Genomic DNA, 20,593 nt, shown 5'->3' on the forward strand with positions numbered 1-20,593 from the left:
CAGCATGCTCCCTGAATGGGTTACTCAGAAATGCCCCGAGATCTCCGCCCCTCATCGCGACGCCGCGATCGCGCGGCAGGCGCAACTGACAAAACCGACCGGGGCGCTCGGCCGGCTCGAGCAGCTCGCGATCGAGCTTGCCGGCTTGCAGGCAACCGAACGCCCTCGAGCCGCACGCGTGCCGATCATCATCTTCGCCGGCGATCACGGCATCGTCGCGCAGGGCGTGTCGGCCTATCCGCAAGCTGTCACCATCGCGATGATGGCGAACTTTGCGTCTGGCGGTGCCGCGATCTCGGTGCTGGCGCGCGAGCTTGGTTCGACCCTTGAGGTCGTCGACGCCGGCACGCTGGCGGAGGCGGAGATGCCGGGCATTGTCATGGACAAGCCGAGGCTTGGTACCCGCGATTTCAGCGTCGACGCTGCACTCACGCCGGCGGAGCTGGCATTCGCCTTCGAGGCTGGCCAGCGCGCCGTGGCGCGTGCCAAGGCCAATCAGCCCGATCTCCTGATCTTCGGCGAGATGGGGATCGGCAACACCACGGCCTCGGCGGCGATCGCCGCGGGCCTGCTCGGCATCAGCGCCGGGGAAATCGCGGGCACGGGTACCGGTGTCGATGCAGCGGGACGTGCGCACAAGGCGCGCGTGATCGATGCGGCGATCGCGCGTCACGGTGTTGCGGGTGCAGCACCCGAAAAGATCCTCTGCGCCGTGGGCGGCCTCGAGATCGCGGCGATCTCCGGCGCGATCATCGCGGCAGCGCAGGCGCGCATTCCCGTGCTGATCGACGGTTTTATCGTCTCGGTTGCAGCCCTGGCGGCGGTGCGGCTGAATCCATCGTGCCAGCCGTTCCAGCTCGCCTCGCATCAATCGGCCGAACAAGGCCACCGGCTGGTGCTACGCGCGCTGAACGTGCAGCCGCTGATCAGCCTCGATCTCAGGCTCGGGGAGGGATCGGGCGCTGCGATCGCCCTGCCGCTGGTACGGTCGGCCTGCGCGCTTCACAACGACATGGCGACGTTCGCGCAGGCCAATGTGCCGGATCGGCCGGCCTGATTCACGCCATGCGCTGATTGACCGAGACGACGCGCCAGCCGATCGCGAGCCGATCGATCCGGGTCAGGGAGAGCGGATCGACTACGAAGCGCAAGGCGGCTTCCGGCGTCAGGTCGAGCGCGATGCAGAGCGCGGCGCGGATGGTGCCGGAATGCACGACGAGCGTTGCCGAACCTGCGCCGATCCGTGCGAGCCCCAGCCGGACGCGCGCGACCTGATCCTCAAAACTTTCCCCGCCCGGCGTCCGTCCGCGCGCGGGATCGCTCCAGAACTGCGCATACGCCTCGCCACCGCTCGCTGCAAGTTCGTCATGCCGCCGGCCGGTCCAGTCGCCAAAATCCTGCTCGCTGAATTCGGTCAGCAACTCAGGCTCCAGCCCCAGCGCGCGCGCCGTCTCGACCGTGCGTCGCGCCGGGCTCGCATAGCTCGCCGCATCCGGCGGCAGAAGCCGGCGCAGCGCCTCCAGATGCACGCGATCGCCAAAGTCCGCCGGCGCATCGGTCGCATGGATGGTCCCCGCGACGCCGTCGACGGGGGCATGCCGTATCAGCCAGAGGAAGGTCTCGCCTTCCATGCAGATCTCCCAGGGAAGTTGGCCGCTGTGGCAATATCGCCGCAACAGACACATTGACTCTGTCTGCGCCGTAATCCTAGATGGCGATGACGGTTTCCCCGAGAGGGGATGAAAAGGGAATGCGGTGCGGGGACCTTGTCCCCAATGCCGTAGCTGCCCCCGCAACTGTAAGCGGTGAATCCTTCGTCAGAAGCCACTGGGTCCTCGGTCCCGGGAAGGCGACGAAGCGGTCACGACCCGCGAGCCAGGAGACCTGCCGTCAGCCGTGGTCACACGCGAAGATGTCGGTCGGGGAGTACAGACATTCGGCTTCATCGGAAGGCTGAGAGCCGGAAGATGGGACCTTGGTTCGCGGTGACGTGCCACTGACGTCACACCGAGGTCCAAGGACCATGCCTTCCGTCCTTAGTGCGCGACCACGCCGTTTCCTGCTGGCCTCCGCCGCTCTCACATCTTTTGTCGCCAGCGACATGCCAGCCGCCTTGGCGCAGCAGGCCCGCGAACCCCTGCCGCCCGTGGAGGTGTCGCCCCCGCAATCCCGCAAGCAAGCCAAACCGGCCGGCCGGGACGCCGCAGGCGCGCGCCGTGCGGCAGCGCGCAGACCTGGCGCAGCACCGGCCGGGCCAAAGCCGGTCGTACCGAACGCCGTAGCGCCGACACCGCTTAACAGCAACGTGGTCGCCGAAAGCGCCTCGCGCCTCGGCCTGACCGTGCGCGAGACGCCTGCGACCGTCGAGGTGATCTCCGCCGAGACCATGCGCGAGCAGGGCTACCGCACCGTCTCCGACGTCGCGCAAGGCGCCGTCGGCGTCACCGCCGGCGACAATCCGTCCGAGCCCTCGGCGTTCTCGATGCGGGGCTTCACCAACAGCCAGATCAACACGCTCTACAACGGCATCAAGATCGGCCCGCAGAACATGACCTCGCGGATCATGGACACGGCCAATCTCGAAGCCGTGGAAATCCTGAAAGGCCCGGCCTCGCTGATGTCGGGCGAGGGCGCCGCCGGCGGCGCGATCAACTTCGTCACCAAGCAGCCGCACACCGGGCCGATCCGGAACGAAGCCGACTTTTCATATGATTCGCTGAATTCGTTCCGCGCGCATTACGGCTCGGGTGGCAGCACCAATGTCGAGGGTCTCGACTATCGTTTCGACATCAGCCGCTCCACGCTCAACGGCTTTGCCGACGACACGAACACCAAAATGCTCGACGTCTCCGGCCAGCTCAACTACCGCATCTCCGACAACCTGAAAGTCTGGGGCGCGATCGAGTATCGCGAGGATCGCTCAAAAGCCTATTGGGGCGCGCCATTGGTGCCGGTGGCCTTCAGCGGCTCGCATGCGACGGCAGGCATCGTCTCCGGCAGCTACTTCAATAGAACTGATCTTGGGGCCGTCACGATCGACGACCGCACTTTCAACACCAACTACAACGTCCTCGACAATCGCAACGTGGCGCAGGAGGTGTGGCTGCGCGGCGGTTTCGAGCTGAAACTGGCGCCGGACCTGACGCTGAAGAGTCAAGCCTATGGCTACGGCGCAGAGCGTACCTGGTTCAACAATGAGATCGAGGCGTTCGATTCGATCAAGAACGAGGTGTATCGCGAGCGCTTCTATGTCGCGCACAGCCAGCGCCTCGTCGGCAACATCACCGATTTGGTCTGGGACGCCAACATCGCGGGCTTCGACAACCGCATGGTCGCGACGTTGTCGTCGAGCTACCTCGACTTCGTCAGGCCGGGTGCGGCGATCTTCCCGAACGACTATGTCTCGTTGGTCGATCCCGTCCGAGGCTTTTACGGCGATCTCGCGACCAAGCAGCAGACCGCGCGTATCGATAACGAGGCGCTGTCGTTCGAGAACCGACTGAAGTTGACGCAGACCTTCGCACTGATCGGCGGCCTGCGCGTCGAGCATATCGGGCTCGACCGCAACTCGACCGACCGGAACGGTCTGGAGAACGCGAATTTCCCCTTCTCGAAATCCTGGACGCCCGTCACCGGTCGCATCGGTTACGCCTGGGAAGCCGTTCCGGGTCTGACCTTCTTCAGCCAGTACGCCACCGGCGCCGACATCTCTGCCAACAATATCTTCCTGCTCGGACCGACCCAGCCGCTCGACCTGACGACCGCACGCACCTATGAGACGGGCGTCAAGCACGTGCTATGGGACAACAGGGCAGAGTGGTCATTCTCGGCCTACGATATCGTGCGCAAGAACGTCTATGCGGCGGCCGGCGGCCAGACGCTCAACATTGCGGGACGGCAGGAGTCGAAGGGCGTCGAGCTCGCCGGATCGATCCGCCCGATCGAGCCTCTGCGTCTCTGGGGCAACATCGCCTATGTCGATGCGCGCTACGCCGACTACGACTTTGCCGGCGGTTCGTTCTCCGGCAATACGCCGCCGAACGTGCCGCGCATCGTCGCCAATGCCGGCGCGTCCTGGCGCTTCTTCACGCCCTGGCCGGTGGAGGTCGGCATCACCGGCCGCCATGTCGGCGACCGCTACAACACCGACGCCAACACCGTGACCATGAATGCCTACACGGTCGGCGATGTCTACGCCTTCGTCGATATCCCCAAGACGGTCTTCAACGCGGTCGACCAGGCCCGCGTGACCTTCCGGGTGCGCAACTTTACCGACAAGCGCTACGCGATCTGGGGCGACCCGTTCTATCCCGACCAGATCCTGCTGGGCGCGCCGCGGACCTACGAAATCTCCGCGGCGTTCAAATGGTAGGGCGCTGATCACATGATGGGCGCGATCGTCCTGCTGCATCGCTGGCTCGGGATCGCGTTCTGCCTCCTGTTCGCGATGTGGTTCGCGAGCGGAATCGTGATGCACTTCGTTCCGTTTCCGTCGCTGACGGAAGCGGAACGCCTTGCCGGGCTCGCACCGGTGGCGCGCGGAGAGGTGACCATGGCGGTGGCCGATGCCGTCGCCGCCAGCGGGATCGCGGACGCCACGCGCGTTCGCCTGATCCAGCGCAGCGACGGGCCGGTCTATGCCGTGTCTGGACCGTCGCGCGTGCGGGCGGTCCATGCTTCGGATGGAGCCGACGCATCGGTGGCGTCTGCCGATGTCGCGATCGCCATCGCGCGAGCATATGCCGGTCGACGCGGGCTGGACGCCGCTCACGCCACGACCGTCGCGCGCGCCGATTACGATCAATGGAGCGTGCCGAACGGCTTTGATTTTCATCGACCCCTGTTTCGCGTCGCGCTCGGCGATGCGGCAGGAACGGAAATCTATGTCTCGTCGCGCACCGGCGAGGTCATGCTGGATACGGCGCGTAGCGAGCGTGGATGGAATTGGGTTGGCAGCGTCCTGCACTGGATCTATCCGGCGGTTCTCAGGAGCAACTGGGCGCTGTGGGACCAGGTTGTCTCGGCCTTGTCGCTGGTGGCCTTGATCGCAGCGGTGCTGGGCGCAGTGCTTGGAATCATCAGGATCAGGATTCGCGGACGCCGGATTTCGTCGCCCTATCGCGGCTGGCATGCCCTGCATCATATCATCGGGCTCGTTTCGACCGTTTTCGTGCTGACCTGGATTTTCAGCGGCTGGCTCTCCATGGATCACGGCCGGCTGTTCTCGCGTGGGCAGTTGACCTCGGCCGAGGCCGCCGTGACGAACGCCGTGCCGGACTGGCGCGCGGCTCCATTCCTCGGTCAGCCGCCCATACCGTCCCCGGTGCGTGAAGTCGAATGGTTCGCCTTTAATGGCGGTCTCTATCGGCGCGACCGGATCGGCCTTGGCGGTCAAACCCTCACCAAGGCCGGCGAGCCGACCAGCCAGCGGCAGACGGCATTCCTGGATGAGCAGGAGATCGCCAGCTTGATCGCGCGTCTCGCCTCCGGATGCGGCGCGCCGGCCGTTCTTGCGGATAACGACGACTATCCGGCTCAATCCGTCGTCCCCGGTGCGCCCGTCTACCGCTCCCGCTGCGGCGATCTCTGGTTTGACATCGACGGCGCCGACGGCAGGGTGCTGCAACGGCTGGATGCCTCGCGGCGGGCCTATCGCTGGGCTTACAGTGCCGTGCACACGCTGGATTTCCCGGTCCTCATGGCGCATCCGCGCCTGCGCGATACGCTGATCGTCGGACTCTGCACCCTGGGCCTGGTGTTCTCCATCACGGGGATCGTGATCGGCTGGCGGCGTTTGCGGTCGAAATTTGCAACCTGAATTGCATGACGCGCCTTTCTATTTTGTGGTCACGGCGCGCGCGGACAGCGTGACGAGGCACATCAGCGCCGCGAGCATCCAGAACGCCGTCGGCAGGCCGACGGCGTGGGCGACAAAGCCGATACCGGCGGGGCCAACCAGAACACCGGCATAGCCGGCGGTCGTGATTGACGCCACCGCGAGCCCCGTGGGCATCGCGGTCTGCGTCGCCGCACCGCGGAACAGCACCGGCACGAGGTTCGAGGCGCCGAGGCCGATCAGCAGGAAACCGGCGATGGCAATCGCCGCGCTTGGCGCGAGCAACAGCACGGCAAGGCCTGCGACGGCAAGCAGGCTTCCACCGACCAGCGTTGTGCGGTCGCCGATACGCGCCACGACGACATCGCCGCCGAGCCGGCCGGCGGTCATCGCGATCGAGAACACGATGTAACCGATTCCACCATGGGCCTCGCTGACGAGGCCCATGCCGATAACGAGCAGCGCGCCCCAGTCGAGCATCGCGCCTTCGATCAGGAAGGTGACGGCGGCCAGCAGCGCCAGCAGCAGCACGATGCCATGCGGCAGCACGAACAGCGGCCCCTCTTGCGCCTGCGCCCGGCGCAGCAGGCGTGGCCAGGCGAGCGCCATCGCGATCAGCATCAGCACGGAGCAAATCGATGCGCATGCGAGCGGTCCAAGATGGAACGACAACAGCGCCGTCATCACCGCCGATCCGGCGAAACCGCCAATGCTGAAGAGCGCGTGAAAGCCCGACATCAGCGGTTGTCCTGCCGCGCGTTCGACCTCGACGGCATGAATGTTCATGGCAACATCGATGGAGCCGAGCGCAGCGCCGAATGCGAGCAAGGCCATCGCCAGTGTCGCGGGCGTGCCTGCGATCACCAGCAGGGGCAAGGCCAGGGCGAGACCGATCCCGCCTGCGATGATGATTGGCTTGGTGCCATAGCGTGCGCTCAAAATGCCGGTCGCGAGCATCGCGACGACCGAGCCGATGCCGAGACTGAGCAGCAGCAAGCCAAGGACCGCGTCATCGACCGCGAGCCGCTCCTTCGCGAACGGCACCAGCGGCGCCCAGGACGCCATGCCGAAGCCGGCGACCAGGAACGAGAGGCGCGTCGCGAGCCGCGTCGCCGGCCGGTCGGCTGATGTCATTCGTGAAGCTCCGGAGGGATTGGGGGAGAGGAGAGGGGCGCAATTAGCAATTATAAGCCAAAGCCAGGAGAGAGGTTCCGCATGCTTGTAGCCCGGATGGAGCGACTTGTCCGCCGAACGAAGCGCGCGGCATGAAAGCTGCTTGGCTGGAAAAACGGCGGGGGGCTACGTTATGCTACGCGCGCCGGCACGCCCCTGAAGCTGCGATCCCCCCAGCCTCGCCAAGAAATCTGCCAAAATCAGGAACTCGCTGATGCGTATCGTCAACGTTGCCGCCGCCCAGATGGGCCCGATCCAGAAAGCCGACAGCCGCGAGGCCGTGGTCAAGCGCATGATCGCGCTGATGGATGAGGCCAAGGCCAAGGGCGCCGACCTGATCGTCTATTCGGAACTGGCGCTGACGACGTTCTTCCCACGTTGGTATGTGGAGGACCGGGCCGAGTTCGACAGCTGGTTCGAACGCGAAATGCCGAGTGCTGCGACCAGGCCACTGTTCGAGCGTGCGGCGCAGCATCAGATGGCGATGAATTTCGGTTATGCCGAGCTGACGCCCGACGGCCGCCACTTCAACACGGCGATCCTGACCGACAAGTCCGGAAAGATCGTCGGCAAATATCGCAAGATCCATTTGCCTGGCCATGCAGAATACGACACCAATCGGTCGCACCAGCATCTGGAGAAGCGCTATTTCGAGCCGGGCGATCTCGGATTCAACGTCTGGCGCGAGCTGGGCGGCATCATCGGCATGGCCATCTGCAACGACCGCCGTTGGCCCGAGACCTATCGCGTCATGGGCTTGCAGGGCGTCGAGATGGTGCTGATCGGCTACAACACACCGTCCGTGAATGCGGAGCGAAACGAGGAGGGCGTCGAGAAGCGCCTGTTTCACAACCGCCTCTCCGTGCAGGCCGGCGCGTATCAGAATGCGACCTGGGTGGTCGCGGTGGCCAAGGCTGGCGTCGAGGACGGCCACGCGTTGTTTGGCGGCAGTCTGATCGTCGATCCCAACGGCGAGATCGTTGCCGAAGCCGAGACGGAAGGCGACGAGCTTCTTGTCCATCCCTGCGACCTCGATGCCACCACCTTCGGCAAGACCACGATCTTCAACTTTGCGCAGCACCGCCGCATCGAGCATTACGGCCTGATCACCAGCCGCACCGGCGCGGTGCCGCCGGCGGAGAAGTGACGCCGATGGTCTTCCTGCAAACCAGCGATCATTTCGCTCAGGCCTATCTTGGAGTGTCCCATGACTGAACCCACTTACGACCTGATCATTCGCGGCGGCCGTGTCGCCACCACGACCGATGTGTTCGAAGCCGATGTCGCCATCTCTGGCGAGACCATCGCGGCGATCGGTCGCGGACTGCCGCCGGCAAAGCGCGAAATCGATGCACGCGGCAAGCTTGTGCTGCCCGGCGGCGTGGACAGTCACGCGCATATCGAGCAGCTGTCTGCGGCCGGCATCATGAATGCCGACACTTTTGAAAGCGCGACCGTGTCGGCGGCCTTTGGTGGTACAACCACGGTGATCCCGTTCGCGGCCCAGCATGTCGGCATGAAGCTGCCGCAGGTGCTGGAGGATTATCACGCGTTGGCCCGGAAGGGCGCCGTGATCGACTACGCCTTTCACATGATCATTGCGGACGCGACGAAGGAGACGGTCGAGGAGCATATTCCCGCGCTTGTGAAGCAGGGCCACGCCTCGATCAAGATCTTCATGACCTACGACCGGCTCAAGGTCGATGACGAGCCGCTGCTCGACATTCTCCTCGCGGCGCGGCAGTCCGGCGCGATGTTGTGCGCCCATGCCGAAAATCACGGCATCATCGCCTGGATGGTGAAGCGCCTGCTCGCGCGCGGCTACACGATGCCGAAATACCACGCCGTTAGCCATGCCCGCGTCTCGGAGGCCGAAGCCTTCACCCGGCTGATCGGCATGGCGGCGCTGATCGATCAGCCGATCATGATCTTCCATGTTTCGACCGCCGAGGGCGCCAAAGTCATCCGCGACTCGCGCGGGCAGGGCTTGAAGGTCTTCGCCGAGACCTGTCCGCAATACCTGTTCCTCACGGCTGATGATCTCGACAAGCCCGGTGCGGAAGGCGCCAAGTGGATGTGCAGCCCTCCGCCGCGCACGTATCAGGACCAGGAGGCGCTGTGGCAGGCGCTGTCGCTCGGCGATCTCCAGACCATCTCATCGGACCACGCGCCGTATCGTTACGACGAGACCGGCAAGCTGCGCGCTGGCCCCAATCCGAACTTCAAGCAGGTCGCGAACGGCCTGCCTGGACTGGAGCTGCGGCTGCCGCTGCTGTTCGACGCGATGGTGTCGAACGGACGGCTCGGTCTTGAAAAGTTCGTCGAGCTGACCGCGACGGCACCCGCAAAAATCTACAATCTGCATCCGCGCAAGGGCTCGATCGCGGTCGGCGCGGATGCCGATATCGCGATCTGGGATCCCAATCGCGAGACCACGATCGCGGACGAGATGATGCACGATCTTGCCGGTTACACTCCGTTTGCTGGTCGCAAGCTGAAGGGGTGGCCGGTGTCTGTGCTCTCGCGCGGCCGCGTGATCATCGACGGCGACAAGTGCCTCGCCAGCGCCGGCAGCGGCAAATTCCTGGCGCGGAGCGGCGGCGCGGCGGCAAGGCCGACGGGTCGGCTCGTGGCGGACATGGATCCTGAGCGGAATTTCGGGGCAAAACTGCTGTGACCGGGTCCGCGCTGGCGGCCGCTCTTTGACACCCCCGCTCTTGAGGTCCTGGCCAGCAAAAGCCGATGAGAGATCCCGCTGGCGAAGGTTCATTTACTGGCATACCATTTGCACGCTAATGGGTTCGGTTTCACCTGCCCTTGGCCAATGAACGGCCGGCATCACGGCATTACTGGGAGGACTTCATGGATCGCAGGACCGTATTGAAGGGACTGGCTGGCGCGGGCGGTCTGGCATTGTCCGGTGGCCTTTCGGCGCCGGCGATCGCGCAAGGCGCCTCCGCCCGGACCCTGCGTTTCGTGCCGCAGGCCAATCTTGCCAATTTCGACCCCATTTGGGGCACGCAATATGTCGTGCGCAATGCCGCGGCGCTGGTCTGGGACACGCTTTACGGCATCGATTCCTCGCTTCAGCCGCAGCGTCAAATGGTCGAGTCCGAGGAAACGTCGGACGACGGCAAGACCTGGACGTTCAAGCTGCGCCCGGGCCTCAAATTCCACGACGGCGAGCCGGTGCTGAGCAAGGACGTCGTCGCGAGCCTTTCGCGCTGGGCGGCGCGCGATCCGATGGGTCTGATGATCAAGGCGCTTCAGCAGGAGCTGACGGCGGTCGACGATCGCACCTTCAAATGGGTGCTGAAGCAACCCTTCCCGAAGATGCTCTACGCGCTTGCGAAGAACAATTCGCCCTGTGCGTTCATCATGCCCGAGCGCATCGCGCAAACCGACCCGTTCAAGCAGATCGGCGACTATGTCGGCTCCGGACCGATGAAGTTCGCCAAGGGCGAATGGGTGCCCGGCGCGAAGGCGGTGTTCGAGAAATTCGCCGACTACGTGCCGCGGCAGGAGAAGGCGTCGTGGCTCGCCGGCGGCAAGCAGATCCTGATCGACCGCGTCGAATGGATCGTGATGCCGGATGCGGCGACCGCGGCGGCTGCGCTGCAGAACGGCGAGGTCGATTGGTGGGAGAGCCCGATCGCCGACCTCGTTCCGGTCCTGAAGAAGAACAAGAACATCAGCGTCGATATCGGCGATCCCCTCGGCAATATCGGCTCGTTCCGCATGAACTTCCTCTATCCGCCCTTCAACGACGTGCGGGCACGGCGTGCGGTGCTGATGGCGATGAGCCAGGAAGACTATATGCGCGCGATCATCGGCGACGACAATTCGCTGTGGAAGCCGCTGCCCGGCTACTTCACGCCGGATACGCCGCTCTACAGCGAGATGGGCGGCGAGATCCTGAAGGGCAAGCGCAATCTCGACGCGGCCAAGAAGCTGCTCGCGGAGAGCGGCTATTCCGGCCAGCCGGTGACGTGCCTCGTCGCGCAGGACCAGCCGATCACGAAGGCGCAAGGCGACGTCACCGCGGATCTCCTCAAGCAGCTCGGCATGAATGTCGATTTCGTCGCCACCGATTGGGGCACGGTCGGCTCCCGCCGCGCGGCCAAGACGCCGCCGGGGCAGGGCGGCTGGAACATGTTCCACACCTGGCATGCGGGCGCGGACTGTATCAATCCCGCGCCCTACACCGCCATTCGCGCCAATGGCGACAAGGCCTGGTTCGGCTGGCCCACCAGCCCCAATACCGAGAAGGAGGTCTCGTCCTGGTTCGAGGCCAAGAACCTCGACGAGGAGAAGGCCGCCATCGGTCGCCTCAACAAGGCGGCGCTCGATGACGTCGTCTACGCGCCGACCGGCTTCTTCCTGAGCTACACCGCATGGCGCAAGAACGTCTCCGGTATCGCCAAGGGACCGTTGCCGTTCTTCTGGGGCGTATCGAAGACCGCATGATCCTGCGCTGAGGCCAGATGCTCTCCTATATCCTCCGGCGCATCGTCGCCACCTTGCCGGTGATGGCGATTGTTGCACTGTTTGTGTTCAGCCTGCTCTATATCGCGCCGGGTGATCCCGCCGTGGTGATCGCAGGCGACCAGGCGAGCCCGGAGGATGTGGAGCGCATCCGTCAGGGCCTCGGCCTCGACCGTCCCTTCCTGATCCAGTTCGGCAGCTGGGTCTGGCGCATCCTGCATGGCGACCTCGGCACCTCGATCTTTACCAATCTGCCGGTGTCCGCGATGATCGGACAGCGTCTCGGACCGACGCTGTCGCTAATGACGGTCACGCTTCTGCTCACGATCGTCGTCGCGGTGCCGCTGGGGGTGGTGGCGGCGTGGAAAGCCGGAAGCTTCATCGATCGCGCCATCATGGCATTCGCGGTGTTCGGGTTCTCGCTGCCCGTCTTCGTCGTCGGCTACGTGCTCGCCTATATTTTCGCGCTGGAGCTCGAATGGCTTCCCGTGCAGGGCTATACGCCGCTCACGGAGGGCTTTTGGCCGTGGCTGCAAAACCTGATCCTGCCGGCGATCGCGCTCGGCTGTGTCTACATCGCGCTGGTTGCGCGCATCACCCGCGCCACGATGCTCGAAGTGTTGCAGCAGGATTATATCCGCACTGCGCGCGCCAAGGGCCTCGGGCAGGGTGGCATCCTGTTCATTCACGCGCTGAAGAACGCGGCGGTGCCAATTGTGACCGTGATCGGGATCGGCATCGCGCTCCTGATCGGCGGCGCGGTCGTGACTGAAAGCGTGTTCGCGATTCCAGGTCTGGGCCGGCTCACGATCGATGCGATCCTGCGCCGCGACTATCCGGTCATCCAGGGCATCGTGCTGCTGTTCAGCTTCGTCTACGTCCTCGTCAACCTGATGATCGACGTCACCTATACGCTCGTTGACCCGAGGATCCGCTATTGACCGATACCACCGTCAATCCGCAAGCGCTGCCGGCCGGCTTCGTCCTCGCTCCGCAACTGCCGGAGATCCTTCGGCCGGTCGCGATCCGGCGCGGTTTCGTCGGCTTCCTGCGCGGCCATCCCACCGTTGCGATCGGCGGCGCGCTGTTGCTGACGCTGGTTCTGATCGCGGTCTTCGCGCCCTATCTCGGAACGGTCGATCCGACCGCGCTCGCGCCAGCCAAGCGGACCCGCGCGCCGTCGGCCGCTTTCTGGTTCGGCAGTGACGTACTCGGCCGCGACATCTACTCCCGCGTGCTCTTTGGTGCTCGGGTCTCGCTCACGGTTGGGCTGTCGGTTGCGATCCTCGCGTCCGCGGCCGGTCTTGCCATCGGCATCGTCTCCGGCTTCATTCGCTGGGCCGACGGCATCCTGATGCGCTTCATGGACGGCTTGATGTCGATCCCGCCGATCCTGCTGGCGATCGCGCTGATGGCCTTGACGCGCGGCAGCGTCGGTAACGTCATCCTGGCGATTACCATCGCCGAGATCCCGCGCGTTTCGCGGCTCGTGCGAAGCGTCGTGCTGTCGCTGCGCGAGCAGCCCTATGTCGATGCGGCGGTCGCCTGCGGCACGCGCACGCCGATGATCATTCTGCGCCATATCCTGCCCAACACGCTCGCGCCGATGCTGGTGCAGGCGACTTACATTTGCGCCAGCGCCATGATCACGGAGGCGATCCTGTCCTTTATCGGCGCCGGCACGCCGCCCACCATTCCGTCCTGGGGCAACATCATGGCCGAAGGCCGCGCGCTGTGGCAGGTCAAGCCCTACATCGTGTTCTTCCCGGCGGCGTTCCTCTCCGTGACCGTGCTCGCCGTGAACCTGCTCGGCGACGGCCTTCGCGATGCGCTCGATCCGCGCATGGCGAAGAGCCTGTGATGTCGAGGGGCTGATCGCGATGGCGTTGCTCGAAGTCGAAAATCTGCAGACCCATTTCCGCACCCCCAGCGGCATCAACCGCGCGGTGGACGGTGTGTCCTTTCATGTCAACGAAGGCGAGACGCTCGCCATCGTTGGCGAGTCCGGCTGCGGCAAGTCGGTGACCTCGATGTCGCTGATGCGGCTGATCCCGGAGCCGCCGGGCAGAATCGCGGGCGCCATTCGCTTCGCAGGCAAGAATCTGCTGGAGCTCTCCGACCGCGAGATGCGCGATATCCGCGGCAACGACATCTCGATGATCTTTCAGGAGCCGATGACCAGCCTCAATCCGGTCCTGACCGTCGGCCGTCAGATCCGCGAAACGCTGATGATCCATCAGGGCCTGGACAAGCAGGCCGCCGAGGCGCACGCGATCGAGATGCTGACCCTGGTCGGCATTCCCGAGCCGAAGCGGCGCGTGCGCGAATATCCGCATCAGCTCTCCGGCGGCATGCGCCAGCGCGTGATGATCGCGATCGCGCTCGCCTGCAACCCAAAGCTCCTGATCGCGGACGAGCCGACCACAGCGCTCGACGTCACCATCCAGGCGCAGATCCTGAAACTGATGCTGGACCTGAAGCGCCGCGTTGGTGCGGCGATCATCCTGATCACGCACGATCTCGGCGTGGTCGCCGAGATCGCCGAACGCGTGATGGTCATGTATGCCGGCCGCAAGGTCGAGGAGGCACCGGTGGCCGAATTGTTTCGCTCGCCGCGCCATCCCTATACGCAAGGCCTGCTCGGCGCGGTGCCGCGGCTCGGTTCTTCGCTGACGGGTACGGCGAGGCGGCTCGCCGAGATTCCCGGGCAGGTGCCTGATTTGCGCAAGCCGATCACCGGCTGCGTCTTTGCCGGACGCTGTGCGCTCGCGACCGATCTCTGCCGGCAATATGCGCCGGGTCTCGAAGAAAAGGGACCACGCCATATCGCCGCGTGCCACTACGCCGCCAAGGGAGCGGTTGCGGCATGAGCCCTCCGCTGCTCCAGGTCAATGACCTCAAGAAGCATTTTCCGGTCAAGACCGGCCTGTTCGGACGCAAATCCGAATGGGTCTACGCGGTCGACGGTGTGTCGTTCGAGATCGCGAAGGGCGAGACGTTGTCGCTGGTCGGTGAGTCCGGCTGCGGCAAGTCGACGGTCGGCCGCGCGATTTTGCGGCTGTTCGATGTGACGTCCGGCCAGGTGATCCTCGACGGCCAGCGCATCGACGATGCCCATCCGAGCACGATGCGTCAGCTGCGGCAACGCATGCAGGTGGTGTTCCAGGATCCGTTCTCGAGCCTCAATCCGCGCATGCGCGTGCGCGACATCCTCGCGGAGCCGATCCGCAATTTCGGCCTCGCCAAATCGGCGACCGATCTCGAGACGCGCGTGACGGCGCTGATGGACACGGTGCGCCTGCCGCGGGAAGCGCTCAACCGCAGGCCACACGAATTCTCCGGCGGCCAGCGTCAGCGCATCGGCATTGCACGGGCGCTCGCGGCCGAGCCTGAATTGATCGTGTGCGACGAGGCGGTTTCGGCGCTCGACGTCTCGGTCAAGGCGCAGATCGTCAACCTGTTGCAGGATCTCCAGCGCGAGTTTGGCCTCGCGCTGCTGTTCATCAGCCATGACCTCGCGATCGTCGAGCACATGACCCACCGCGTCGCTGTGATGTATCTCGGCAAGATCGTCGAGGTGGCGCCGCGACGGGAGATCTTTGCCGCGCCAAGGCATCCCTACACCAAGGCGCTGTTGTCGGCGGTCCCGCTGCCGGAGCCCGGAGCTCAGCGCAATCCCATCATCCTCAAGGGAGACGTGCCGAGCCCGATCAATCCTCCGAGCGGATGCCGCTTCCACACCCGCTGCCCGTATGTGTTTGATCGGTGTCGGACGGAAGAGCCGCAGCTTCGTTCGACTGAGGGCGAGCAATGGGTGGCCTGCCACCTCGATGCGCTGCCGGCGGGATGAAGAGTTGGCCGATGCAGGAAAAAGGGGCCGCCCTGTGTGGGTGCAGGGTGGCCCCAGGAGGCTCGTACGCCCGGGAGGAGGAGGGCGCGAGCCGGCGCAAGCGGCAGGGCACTTGCGCCAAAACCATTCTCATGCGGCGCTACCTGCGAAGCGGTCGCCATCCCAGGATGGACGCCGTCGCGGCAGCGTTTCAACATCAGGCCGCTGGTTCCTGGAGGCCGCACGCCAGCGCGCCGGTGTCTGGCCGCTGACACGCTTGAACACAGTGGAGAAATGCGCCTGGGTGCTGAAGCCGACGGCAAGGGCGATTTCGGCCAGCGGTCTCTCGCTCGCCATCAACATCGATTTCGCCTGCTCGATGCGGTGATTGAGCAAATATTCACGCGGGCGATAGCCGGTCGCTGCGCGGAATTGCGCGGCGAAATGCATTCGGGACAGCCCGGCAATGCCGGCGAGTTCGGACAGGCTGATGCTGCGCTCGAAATGGGCGGCGATATGCTGCTCGACGCGTCGAAGGCGCCATTTGGGCAGGGCGTTGACCTTGGCGCGCGGCAATTCGGGCCGCGCCAGGCGCATCGCAAGGATTTCGCCGATACTGCGCGCAAATTGATGGCCCGCGGCATCGCCCTGTTCGGCAAGCGCCTTGGTCAGCCCCGCGGCGAGCGGATCGCGCAGCAGAACGAGATCGTCGAGCTCCTCGGCCGCATCCAGCGACCATCGTGCCGGGAAATGGTCGGCGGATATATGGAAGTGCAGGAAGTCGCAGGGCCCCTGGAATTGCGCGCTCAACTGTCGCGACGGCGCGCTGACATACAGCGTGCCTGATGGCATGGTGCCGTCGAAGATGATCTGGCGTTCCCTGGTCAGTTTCGCTCGCGTCGTTTTCAGCGCGATCGCGACGAAGTACCGGCCATCAGGCGTCGTCGCCTCGTGCCATTTGGTGTCCCGCGAATCTTCCCATCGCGAGATCGTGATGTCTTCGATCTTCGAACCCGAAGCAATCTGGCGCCATCCGTCTTCTCGGGCGATCACCTGGGTCGCGCGAGGGATTTCCTGATCCCGCGGGCCGGCCGGACGATCAATCCAAGTGTAGGCCGTCTGCGATTCGGTCAACATTGCTCATCCTCTCTCAGCTTCGCGGTCGTGCTTGTGGCCAACCACGAATTCGCAATCTTGCTATGTTGAGAGGATAGGCGTGAGCAGGCTTGGAAGCTCGTTAGGGGTGATTAGGATCTGTTAGATTATGTGGGAGCGGAGAGGGTGCGACGGCCGGCCGCAGGAGTTGAAATTTTGTTAAAATTGTCAGAGGCTTACGCTGGTTGCGCAGAGTCGTGGCAAGGCATGGGCAAGTTATCGGCTTCACGGCGGCGAAGCACACAGGGCTCATGATCCTGTCCCTCGAATCCGGCCAGTGAGACTGAAGTGAACGAGCTCTCGTCAGGAAAGGCCGCCAGCGGCACCGGCGCGCATGTCGAGCTTGACGCCGTCTCATTCGGGCCGTTTTCGCTCCGCTCGCGCCGGCTCGAGCGGGACGGTGTGCCGGTCAAGCTCGGCAGCCGCGCTATGGACATCTTGCGCCTGCTCGTGAGCCGCGCCGGCGAGGTTGTGCCGAAGGCTGAAATCCTTGCCTATGCATGGTCCGGCCTCGCAGTTGAGGAGATCAGCCTGCGGGTCCATGTCGCCGAACTCCGCAAGGTTCTGGGCGACGGCAAGGACGGTGTCCGCTACATCACGAACATCCCGAGCCGGGGCTATTGCTTTGTCGCACCGGTCGAGCGTGGCGAGCGCCGGCCGGCCTCGACGCCTGTACCGCAGCCGGTCGCAAACATGGCTTCGCCCATGTCCTTGCCGCACCGTCTGGATCGCATGATCGGGCGAGAGGACGTGCTGCCGGAATTGGCGGCGCGGCTGCTGAATGAACGATTCGTCACGCTCAGGGGGCCCGGCGGCATCGGCAAGACAACCGTGGCGATCGCGCTGGCGCACGAGATGTGGGAGACGTTCGAAGGCGGCGTCCATTTTCTCGACCTCGGTCCGCTGAGGGATTCTGCGCTCGTTGTCAGCACGGTCGCGGCCAGCCTTGGGCTTGTCGTCCATCAGACCGATCCGACCGGCGGCATTGTCAGCTTTTTGCGCAACCGACGCCTGCTTCTCGTGCTCGATAGTTGCGAGCACGTGATCGACGAAGTCGCGCGCCTCGCAGAGACCATTCACCGCGAGGCGCCCGGCGTAAGCCTTCTAGCCACGAGCCGCGAGTCGTTGCTGGTGGAAGGTGAGCAGATCTTCGAGCTCGTTCCATTGCCAGGGCCTCCGCCGGGGGCCCGTCTCAGCGCGGACGAAGTGGTGAACTATCCGGCTGTGCGCCTGTTTGTGGAGCGCGCTGCTGCGGCCGGTCACCGGGCCGACGTCTCGGATGACGACGCCGAGGTCCTTGCCGAGATTTGCGGCAAGCTGGACGGTATCGCACTGGCGATCGAGCTCGCCGCCGCGCGTGTCGGTATCTACGGGTTGCGCGAGATGGCCGCGCTGCTCGACAGCCGGTTGAAGCTCGAATGGCGCGGCAGGCGCACGGCGCCGCCGCGGCAACAGACCCTCGGCGCTACGCTTGACTGGAGTTTTGGCTTGATCGGGGAGGCCGAGCGGATCGTGCTTCAGCGGCTGGCCGTCTTCGCAGGTCCCTTCACGTTTCAGGACGCGATCGCGATCGCAGCCGCCGAGAATGAGCCGGTCGAGCGGGTCGTTGATGCGCTGGAGCAGCTGGTGGCCAAGTCGCTGGTGTCGACAAGGCCGGAGGGCGCTTCGCGTCGCTATCGCTTGCTCGACGCCACGCGCGTCTATGCGCTTCAAAAGCTGGTCGAGGCCGGCGAAGCACAAGCGGTTGCGCGCCGGCATGCCGGATATGTTCAGCGCGCGCTGGAAACTAGCATGGTTGAGTCGGCCGGCAGCCATCAGGCCTTGCGCTCGCAGAGCCGGGCGAGCCTGCTCGCCGATGCCCGCGCCGCGCTGGAATGGAGCTATGCCAACGATTTTGGTGCCGATTTGCGCGTGCCGCTCGCGGGCAGTTGCGCCCGGCTGTTCGTCGAGCTCAATCTGCTCAACGAGGCGCGTCTCTGGTCCCAGCGCGCGCTTGCGATGCTTGACGACGCCAACAGCGGCGGCAGGTGGGAGCTTGAGCTTCAATCGACGCTCGGCCACGCCTTCATGTTCACGGAGCGCAACAGCGAGCAGGCCGAGAGCGCGCTAAGGCGCGGCCTCGAGATCGCGGAGGTGCTCGACGACCGGGCCAACCAGTTCAGGCTGCTGTCGCGGTTGAACATGTTCGCTCGCCGGACAGGAAACTATCGGCAGTTGGTCCCGATCGCCCTCGAAGCCGAAAAGGTGGCGCGGGCGATCGGCGACGTCGCGGGGATCGCCGGTGCGAAGGCCCTCGTCGGCGTGTCCTACCATCTCGTCGGCAACCAGACCGAGGCGCAAGCCCATCTGGACGAGGGCGTGCGTGACGATGCCGCCTTGCGCGGCACCCAGCCCGGGCACTTTGCCTACTCGCGCACGCCGCAGATTCCCTTGGCGCGGGTGCTGTGGTTGCGCGGCTCTCCTGACCGTGCGGTCGCATGCGTCCGTCCGCTCATCGGTGCTGCTGCGCCGCGCGACGTCGTGATGCATTGTATTGCGCTGTGCTGGTCGGCCTCGGTATTCGGCTGGGTCGGCGACTGGGGCACCGTCGAGGCATTGACCGGCCGGCTTGCGACGCATGCCGGCATGCACGGACTCGCACCTTACGAGGCCGTTGCGGCGGGCTTTCGTGCCCAGACCATGATCGCCCGTGGCGAGGTGAGGGGCGGGATCGATTTGCTGCGGACCGCGTTGCCGCGCCTGCATGCGGATCGTTACGAGCTCTACGCGTCGGCCTTCATTGCGGAGCTGGCACAGGGGCTGGCTGCACTGGGACAATTGACGGAAGGCCGCGCTGTCCTGCACGAGACGATCGCGCGCATCGAGCCCGAGGGCGGAGCCTTCGACTTGCCGGAGCTCCTGCGCCTGCGCGGCGAGCTCGAGGCGCGCAGCGACGAACTGGACGCCGCCGAAGCAAGCTTTGCCACGTCGATTGCGATGGCCGAGCAGCAGGGCGCGTTATCCTGGCGATTGCGGAGCGAGATGTCGCTGGCGCGGCTACAGCTTCGACAGGGTGTTCGAAACCCACTCGACGACCTCGCCAAAACCTTCGCTCGTTTCTCGGAAGGGTATGAGACCGCCGATCTGAAAGCGGCACGGGCAATGCTGGATGTGGGCTAAGCGGGGCAGCGTCTCAGTCGAACCGGAAGTCCGAAAGATCGATCGACACCATCAACGCATCGCGCATCGGCATCAGATCGTCATCGCGGAGATAGATTCGCCGTCGTGTCGGAGTCGTGATCCCGTCGATATTGGCGGGATCAGACGCATATTGCGTGGCAGGGAAATTTCCGGCGACTTCGACGCAATAGTCATGCCGCCGGATCAGCATGTCAGGACCGAAATAGAAATCCTGCTCGCGGCTGTGGCTTGCAATCCCCGCCGGGAAGCTCGCGCGCAGTCCGTGCCAGATCTCGGCGCCTTCGCGCCAGGGCGCGATCTCGCGCGCCTCGAGGCCGTCCATGGCAAGCAGGAAGGGCGTGGTCAGGTAGGTCCACAGTGCGTAGCCGTTGAAATAGGCGCGGTGCAGCGGATCCCAATGCGTCCGCATGTCGTGCCGTGCAAACGATGCCCGCGGATTCTTCCGCTCCGCCACGATACGTCCATCCGCGGCGATAATGGCGATGCGCTCGGGGCTGAACTCGGTGCGCTGGCCTGGCTTCCCGAACGGCTCGACCGATGCCCACTGGCGATGAATGTCAATCCGCATGGTGCGCGGGTCCTGATCCTGGTCGAGGCCCTTCAGCGCCCAGAGATCGCCCCCCGTCACGATCGTGGCGGTGAGGCGCTTGTGGGCATTCCATCGGTGCAGGCCGCCATGGGCCTCGATTGCATTTGCCAGCAGGGGAATCATCCGGCCGTTACCTCTCGCACGGGTCGTGTCACCCCACAGCGATAGGCCCGAACGCGGGCGGCCGCCCGTTAAGCGTTGTTAAGTGCCGTTGAGCCTGCCGGTCGTTCGTATGCCCGGCAGGATCATCGGCCTTGCGGTCCTAGTGCCCATCCAACTGGCCAAGAAGTCGCGGATGAACGTGGCGATCTCGTCTGTTGCTTCATCCAGGGCGAAATGGCCGGCC

The 20,593-nt window shown here is 64.8% G+C and carries 15 protein-coding genes and 1 riboswitch; of the genes, 11 read left to right on the forward strand and 4 right to left on the reverse strand.

Going from position 1 to position 20,593, the window contains the following annotated elements:
- Positions 1 to 4 precede the first annotated feature (4 nt).
- Positions 5 to 1,057: a nicotinate-nucleotide--dimethylbenzimidazole phosphoribosyltransferase gene (gene cobT / locus YUA_RS43880; RefSeq protein WP_035970961.1), complete on the forward strand. Its 1,053-nt coding sequence runs from the start codon at positions 5 to 7 to the stop codon at positions 1,055 to 1,057.
- 1 nt (position 1,058) lies between these two features.
- Here cobT and YUA_RS0113830 read toward each other — a convergent pair whose 3' ends face one another.
- The gene (locus tag YUA_RS0113830; RefSeq protein ID WP_027531239.1) at positions 1,059 to 1,631 is read right to left on the reverse strand and encodes a histidine phosphatase family protein; all 573 of its coding nucleotides are present in this window, start codon (positions 1,629 to 1,631) and stop codon (positions 1,059 to 1,061) included.
- 73 nt (positions 1,632 to 1,704) lie between these two features.
- Positions 1,705 to 1,907: riboswitch (cobalamin riboswitch) on the forward strand.
- Positions 1,908 to 2,023: 116 nt separating this feature from the next.
- Here YUA_RS0113830 and YUA_RS51015 point away from each other — a divergent pair.
- Both YUA_RS51015 and YUA_RS0113840 read left to right on the forward strand, forming a co-directional pair.
- On the forward strand, positions 2,024 to 4,372 hold the full coding sequence (locus tag YUA_RS51015; RefSeq protein WP_027531240.1) for a TonB-dependent siderophore receptor: 2,349 nt from the start codon (positions 2,024 to 2,026) through the stop codon (positions 4,370 to 4,372).
- A gap of 12 nt (positions 4,373 to 4,384) precedes the next feature.
- On the forward strand, positions 4,385 to 5,818 hold the full coding sequence (locus YUA_RS0113840) for a PepSY domain-containing protein (protein ID WP_027531241.1): 1,434 nt from the start codon (positions 4,385 to 4,387) through the stop codon (positions 5,816 to 5,818).
- Between the two features lie 18 nt (positions 5,819 to 5,836).
- On the opposite strand, the gene YUA_RS0113845 is transcribed toward YUA_RS0113840, so the two are convergent.
- Positions 5,837 to 6,970 carry an MFS transporter gene (locus YUA_RS0113845; protein WP_027531242.1) on the reverse strand — a complete coding sequence of 378 codons (1,134 nt, stop codon included), beginning with the start codon at positions 6,968 to 6,970 and terminating at the stop codon, positions 5,837 to 5,839.
- A 253-nt stretch (positions 6,971 to 7,223) separates the two neighbouring features.
- Between YUA_RS0113845 and YUA_RS0113850 the strand changes: the two genes are divergently transcribed.
- The 7 genes from YUA_RS0113850 to YUA_RS0113880 all read left to right on the forward strand — a co-directional run bounded on the left by YUA_RS0113850 (position 7,224) and on the right by YUA_RS0113880 (position 15,344).
- Entirely contained in the window at positions 7,224 to 8,156 is a 933-nt protein-coding gene (locus YUA_RS0113850; protein WP_027531243.1) for an N-carbamoyl-D-amino-acid hydrolase, read from the forward strand.
- A gap of 60 nt (positions 8,157 to 8,216) precedes the next feature.
- A complete protein-coding gene (gene hydA / locus YUA_RS0113855) occupies positions 8,217 to 9,686 on the forward strand; it encodes a dihydropyrimidinase (RefSeq protein ID WP_027531244.1) in 1,470 nt (489 codons plus the stop codon).
- A gap of 185 nt (positions 9,687 to 9,871) precedes the next feature.
- On the forward strand, positions 9,872 to 11,476 hold the full coding sequence (locus YUA_RS0113860; RefSeq protein WP_027531245.1) for an ABC transporter substrate-binding protein: 1,605 nt from the start codon (positions 9,872 to 9,874) through the stop codon (positions 11,474 to 11,476).
- Positions 11,477 to 11,493: 17 nt separating this feature from the next.
- Positions 11,494 to 12,435, forward strand: coding sequence for an ABC transporter permease (locus tag YUA_RS0113865; RefSeq protein ID WP_027531246.1), 942 nt, complete (start codon positions 11,494 to 11,496; stop codon positions 12,433 to 12,435).
- Positions 12,432 to 13,355, forward strand: a complete 924-nt coding sequence (locus YUA_RS0113870; RefSeq protein ID WP_027531247.1) for an ABC transporter permease — start codon at positions 12,432 to 12,434, stop codon at positions 13,353 to 13,355. The genes YUA_RS0113865 and YUA_RS0113870 overlap by 4 nt, the downstream gene beginning before the upstream one ends.
- Positions 13,356 to 13,374: 19 nt before the next feature.
- Positions 13,375 to 14,364 carry an ABC transporter ATP-binding protein gene (locus YUA_RS0113875; RefSeq protein ID WP_027531248.1) on the forward strand — a complete coding sequence of 330 codons (990 nt, stop codon included), beginning with the start codon at positions 13,375 to 13,377 and terminating at the stop codon, positions 14,362 to 14,364.
- The gene (locus tag YUA_RS0113880) at positions 14,361 to 15,344 is read left to right on the forward strand and encodes an ABC transporter ATP-binding protein (RefSeq protein WP_027531249.1); all 984 of its coding nucleotides are present in this window, start codon (positions 14,361 to 14,363) and stop codon (positions 15,342 to 15,344) included. Before YUA_RS0113875 ends, YUA_RS0113880 begins: the two co-directional genes overlap by 4 nt.
- Positions 15,345 to 15,473: 129 nt before the next feature.
- Here YUA_RS0113880 and YUA_RS0113885 read toward each other — a convergent pair whose 3' ends face one another.
- Complete coding sequence (locus YUA_RS0113885; protein ID WP_027531250.1) at positions 15,474 to 16,460, reverse strand: helix-turn-helix domain-containing protein; 987 nt, start codon at positions 16,458 to 16,460, stop codon at positions 15,474 to 15,476.
- 306 nt (positions 16,461 to 16,766) lie between these two features.
- On the opposite strand from YUA_RS0113885, the gene YUA_RS0113890 reads away from it, so the two are divergent.
- Positions 16,767 to 19,637, forward strand: a complete 2,871-nt coding sequence (locus YUA_RS0113890; RefSeq protein ID WP_027531251.1) for a winged helix-turn-helix domain-containing protein — start codon at positions 16,767 to 16,769, stop codon at positions 19,635 to 19,637.
- A 13-nt stretch (positions 19,638 to 19,650) separates the two neighbouring features.
- Here the strand turns inward: YUA_RS0113890 and YUA_RS0113895 are convergent, their stop codons facing one another.
- Entirely contained in the window at positions 19,651 to 20,370 is a 720-nt protein-coding gene (locus tag YUA_RS0113895) for a hypothetical protein (protein WP_027531252.1), read from the reverse strand.
- Between the last annotated feature and the right edge of the window lie 223 nt (positions 20,371 to 20,593).

The organism is Bradyrhizobium sp. WSM3983 (genome assembly GCF_000473045.1).
Lineage (GTDB): Bacteria > Pseudomonadota > Alphaproteobacteria > Rhizobiales > Xanthobacteraceae > Bradyrhizobium.